Source organism: Novosphingobium sp., from assembly GCF_041915465.1.
In the GTDB taxonomy this organism is placed as follows: Bacteria; Pseudomonadota; Alphaproteobacteria; order Sphingomonadales; family Sphingomonadaceae; genus Novosphingobium.
In genome coordinates, this window is the sequence record NZ_JAYSBK010000152.1 from 1 (window position 1) to 4,661 (window position 4,661).

Annotated in this window: 3 protein-coding genes; 1 reads left to right on the top strand and 2 read right to left on the bottom strand. The window is 61.1% G+C overall.

Annotated elements, in window-relative coordinates; genetic code table 11:
- Together ACE3SN_RS16165 and ACE3SN_RS16170 are read right to left on the bottom strand one after the other, a co-directional pair.
- Nucleotides 1-1,081 (bottom strand): type II toxin-antitoxin system HipA family toxin (locus ACE3SN_RS16165; RefSeq protein ID WP_374531765.1); only part of this gene is annotated, 1,081 nt, incomplete at its 3' end.
- Nucleotides 1,071-1,412, bottom strand: coding sequence for a helix-turn-helix domain-containing protein (locus ACE3SN_RS16170; protein WP_374531767.1), 342 nt, complete (start codon nt 1,410-1,412; stop codon nt 1,071-1,073). The genes ACE3SN_RS16165 and ACE3SN_RS16170, both read right to left, overlap by 11 nt.
- 1,051 nt (nt 1,413-2,463) lie before the next feature.
- Here ACE3SN_RS16170 and ACE3SN_RS16175 point away from each other — a divergent pair.
- The gene (locus ACE3SN_RS16175; protein ID WP_374531769.1) at nt 2,464-4,455 is read left to right on the top strand and encodes a proprotein convertase P-domain-containing protein; all 1,992 of its coding nucleotides are present in this window, start codon (nt 2,464-2,466) and stop codon (nt 4,453-4,455) included.
- The last annotated feature ends 206 nt before the right edge of the window (nt 4,456-4,661 follow it).

A 4,661-nucleotide genomic window follows, 5' to 3' on the forward strand; every position in this document is an offset into this window, starting at 1 on the left:
CGTGGGCGTAGCGCCCCAGATCGCCGCATACCATCGCCAGATCGCGCCGCTCGATGCTGATCGGCATCGAAGGCGTCAGGTCATAGGCGGGCGATAACTGCCAGTTCTTCTCCCGAGCTATCGCCGCATGGTTGCGCGGGTGATCGTCGGTGTTGGAAATCAGCGCGTTGAACACCATGCGCCGGAACAGTTCGGCGGCATCGTCCTTCGGGTTCGCGCTGATACGCCGCAACTCTTCGGCCAGCAGTACATAGGACCAGCGGTCCCGCTGTTCATGCACATCTTCGGTGCGCAGGATTGTCAGTCCGCTGATCATGCGCGCGCGCAGATAGCCTGCTTCCGCGCGTTCGCGGTCGAAGCGCCGCACCAGCAGTACATCGCGGTCGCCTGCCTTCTCGATACGGCTCTGCGCGCTGTGGACGCCGCACGCGCGCGAGAGTTCCAACATTGCGTGTTCCGTGCGCGCATGGTTCCACTTGTCATCGGGCCTGTTGAATTTGGCGATCCACAAGCTTTCATCGTCTTCGACCACAGCCTTCGGGCGCGCGCCGCCCATCGATGTGCCGATCAGCATCAGGTCTTCGACCTGTTCTGCTTCCGGTCCCTCTAGCGGCTTTTCATCCTTGATGATGGCGTCCGCAATCGCGAGCAGCTTTTCGAGATCGAGCGTCCTGCTGAATTGCCGCTTGGGGGCAGGGGGCTCCGCGCCCAGCCCAAAACCCAGTGCGCCTGCGCGGTCGTCCGGCGCATAGAGCAGGTAATCGATCTCGCTCAGCTCCGGCAGGCCCGCGTGCTTTTCGATGACGCGCCGCCCCCAATAGTCCGGCCCCGCATCGCGCAGCGCGCCGAACACGCCCTTGAGCGCGGTGGTCTGATAGGTGGCGGTGCCAAGTTTGAGTTCGAGCGGATCGATCGGCACCGCGTTGTGGCGTGCCAGATAGCTCTTGCCGTAGACGAACTGGCCGACCGGCACGCCATTGCGTCCCTGTTCGATAACCAGTCGTCCCGCTGTCACGAATTCGCTCGTGTCGGGCAGCACGATGTAGACAAAGCATTCCTGCGCACCGGGCTTAGAAGTCATTGTCGAGCCCCTTGGGCGCGCGGGCGCGTTCGCGTCCTTGCAGCCTGTCCAGCGTCAGCCCCTCGCTGTCCTGTGCCGGATCGGCCACTTCGCTCAGCGGCTGGAGCAAATCGTATGTCCAAAGCAGCGCCGCATAGACCGCAACGCTGGTGCTGAGCTTGCCTTTCTCCGCATCCATCACGGCGCGGGGGCCGGTACCGATTTTCTGCGCGACCTGTTCGATCGTCAGATTGCGGCGCAGCCGCGCGGTGCGCAGGTTGCGGCCCAGCCCAATGACGGTCTGTTCGACCACATAGGGCGGTGCATCAAGTAGCAGGTTTCTGGCGGCCATGTGCCCTCCAAAGCGGCTTATGGGCGTTTATATGCTCTTGAAAGCATATCTCAGCGATGGCTTGTCTGTCAACCTTTCTGCTTTTGAGAGCGTGCAATGGGGTTTTGCAGGCTCTTCAGAGCAGTTCCAGGGTCTCGATACCAATTACCCACTGCCTTTCTCGTCCTGGCCCGGCTCACCGGCTCCTGCGCGCAAGGCGCTGCCCGCACCAAGCTCGTCCCCTCGCGGTTGCAAGCCGTGACGCACCTGTGCGTACCGGATGGACCGGACACGAGCGGTTCCCATTCTGCCTGGCAATCACGCCGACCTGCTTCGAAAGGCGAGCGTCACGGGACTCGATAAGTATGCCCACGCAGCACCCCGAACCGCCATCGAAAGGGACGTTGATTGTGAGACCGACGCTCTGCCGGAATGCACGCGCCTACACGCCTGGAAGGATGCCATCCATGATGGCAAAGGCGGCGCCCAGCCATTCATCCCTGTCCCGGCCCGTCGGACGCTGCCTATAAAATTTGCGCCGGGAGGACGTGGAGATCGCCGGCCAAACAGCGTCGCGGCCAACGGCAAGGGCCCCGCGCGCCGCCTTTGCGATCGTGGCCTCGCCGCGTGCCCACTCCAGTATCCCGGCTATGGGTAAGCCGGGCCAGTTCGAGAGGTCAATCGGCCACCATCACACGGCTATCTGCGTGCAGCTACCACCAAATCGCGCCTCCGATCTGTCCGGCGCAGTCCAGCGCCGGCAGTCAGGCGGGCTATGCGATATTGCTGGCGTTAAATAACAAAAAAACAATGATATAAAGATTATAATTGAGAAATCACATGATATCTTTGCCGCGCCTGACTCGAATTTGGCATCCAGGGGTCATAAGCGGACAAGCGCGATCTTTTGATTCAATTAAATAGATTATAAACATTGGGTTATGACATATATCTAATATATGACTTAAAATTTGATCGCTCGGGTCGAGGGCTGGGCTGCGCCGGACGCCGCTGCGCCTCGCTGCGATTGCCTTAACGGCTTGTTTACCTTGATGGATCAGTACATTTGCCTATGCGGTTTAACAGAAACCTCGGCGTTTCCCCGGCGCGGCGATGGGGCAGATTGCTTGCCGCGATCGCGGCGATCTGTGCCGCGCTGGGCGGCGTGGCCGCACCTGCTTCAGCACAGAGCGTCAACCGCTATACCAACACCGCCGACAGCGCGGCCAACGCGATCAGCGATAGTGCGGCGCCTTGTGCCAACCCGTTCAAGCGAACCTTCAATGTTTCCACAAGCTATGTCGTCAGCAGCGTCAGCATCGGCGTCCTGATCGCTCATACCTACCGCGGCGACCTTGTGATGAACCTGGTCTCGCCGGACGGTACGCGGGTAAATCTGACCTCGGGCTCGGGCTCGGTTGGCGCCGACAATTTCAATGCAACCTTCGATGATGCGGCTCCCGGCGCGATTTCGAGCTACACTGCAAACGATACCGCCAGCGCCTCGACCATCGTGCCGCCCTACAACGGCAATTACAGGCCCGCCGCGCTGCTTTCGGCATTCAATGGCAAGAATGCCGCAGGGACCTGGACGCTCGAGGTTTGCGATCAGTTTCAGGCCGATTCCGGAACCTTCTACCAGGCGGATCTTTATCTCACCGGCGCTTCCGGGCCCTATGCGGATCTGTCGCTGTCGATGACTTCCAGCACAAGCGCGCCGACCAGCGGCGGGGCAATCTCGTATTCGCTGACTGTCTCCTCGAGCGCCGGCTCGACCAGTTCCGCCAGCGGTATCACGGTGAGCGCTCCGCTCCCGAGCGGCACAGTGTTCGTCGCGAGCAGTGGGAGCGGCTCCTATAATCCCGCGACAGGTCTATGGAGTGTCGGCACACTTGCGCCAGGCGAGAACGCGACGCTCGTGCTCTCGGCAAGCGTCGATGCAACCGCCGGCGCGGCGGTCGAGTTTCCAGCGGAAATCACCGCATCGTCTGTCGCCGATATCGATTCAACACCAGGTAACGGCGCGGTTGGGGAAGACGACTATGCCTCGGCCAGCTTTACCGTTGCCGGTGCAAGATCAGCCGGCATCGCCCCGATGCTCACTTGCCCAGCCGGCACAAGCCTGCTCGACTGGGATGCCGTGAGCTGGACCAATGGCAGCACTGCCGCCTCCTACTCGGTGAGCGGAATCGGCACAGTTGCACTTGCCATCAGCAACCCGGGCAGCTTCCTCAACAATGCGACCTACGGCGGGCAATCTCCGACCCGGCAAAAGGTCGTGACGGGCGGCCTGGCAAGCCCGCAATATTCATTGATGGAACTGGTCGACCTGCCAAGTCAGTCGAGCCAGGTCACCACCACCATTACCATGTCGAGCCCTGCCGCCGGGGCGCAGTTCACCATCTTCGATGTCGACTACGCGTCCGGCCAATTCGCCGACAAGGTCACAGTCACCGGCAGTCTTGGCGGGGTCACTGTCATCCCGACCCTGACCAATGGCATCGCGAACTATGTCATTGGCAATTCGGCATACGGCGATGCGACCTCCTCCGATACCCAGGCCAATGGCAATGTCACCGTGACGTTCGCGAGCGCGGTCGACACGATCATCATCAGCTACGGCGATCACTCGCTCGCCCCCGCCAATCCAGGGCAGCAAGCCATTGCCATCCACGATATCACCATGTGCAGGCCTTCCACCACGCTCAGCGTGACCAAGGCGAGCTCGGTTATCAGTGATCCGGTCAATGGCGCGACATTGCCCAAGGCGATCCCTGGCGCGGTCGTCGAATACTGTATCCTCGTGACCAATGCGGGCAGCGCTGCTGCCAGCAATGTCACCGCGAGCGACACCTTCCCTGCAGCGTTCACCTATGCGGCAGGGAGCATGTTCTCGGGTCCCAACTGCGCGTCAGCGACAACCGCTGAAGATGATGATGCGAGCGGAACCGATGAAAGCGACCCGATCGGCGCCAGCGTAACGGGCAACGTCATGACGGCTGCGACCGCCACGCTCGGCGCAGGAGCAACCTTTGCTCTTCGCTACCGCGGAGTGGTGAACTGATGGGCTGGTTAGCAGGCATGGCTAACCGATAATTAACCACTCCCGCGTATTTACACTTAGGTGTGAGGCAAGGCTTGAGCCGGCTTAGCTGGAACCTGAGGTTCAGGCGGCAAGCTCTTGATCTGCTTCGCAAGATGTCCGGGCCTCCTTCCGTTTGCGCGGGGGCGGGGCCACCAACCGAACTCTGCCTGTGAAAGTGTGATCGA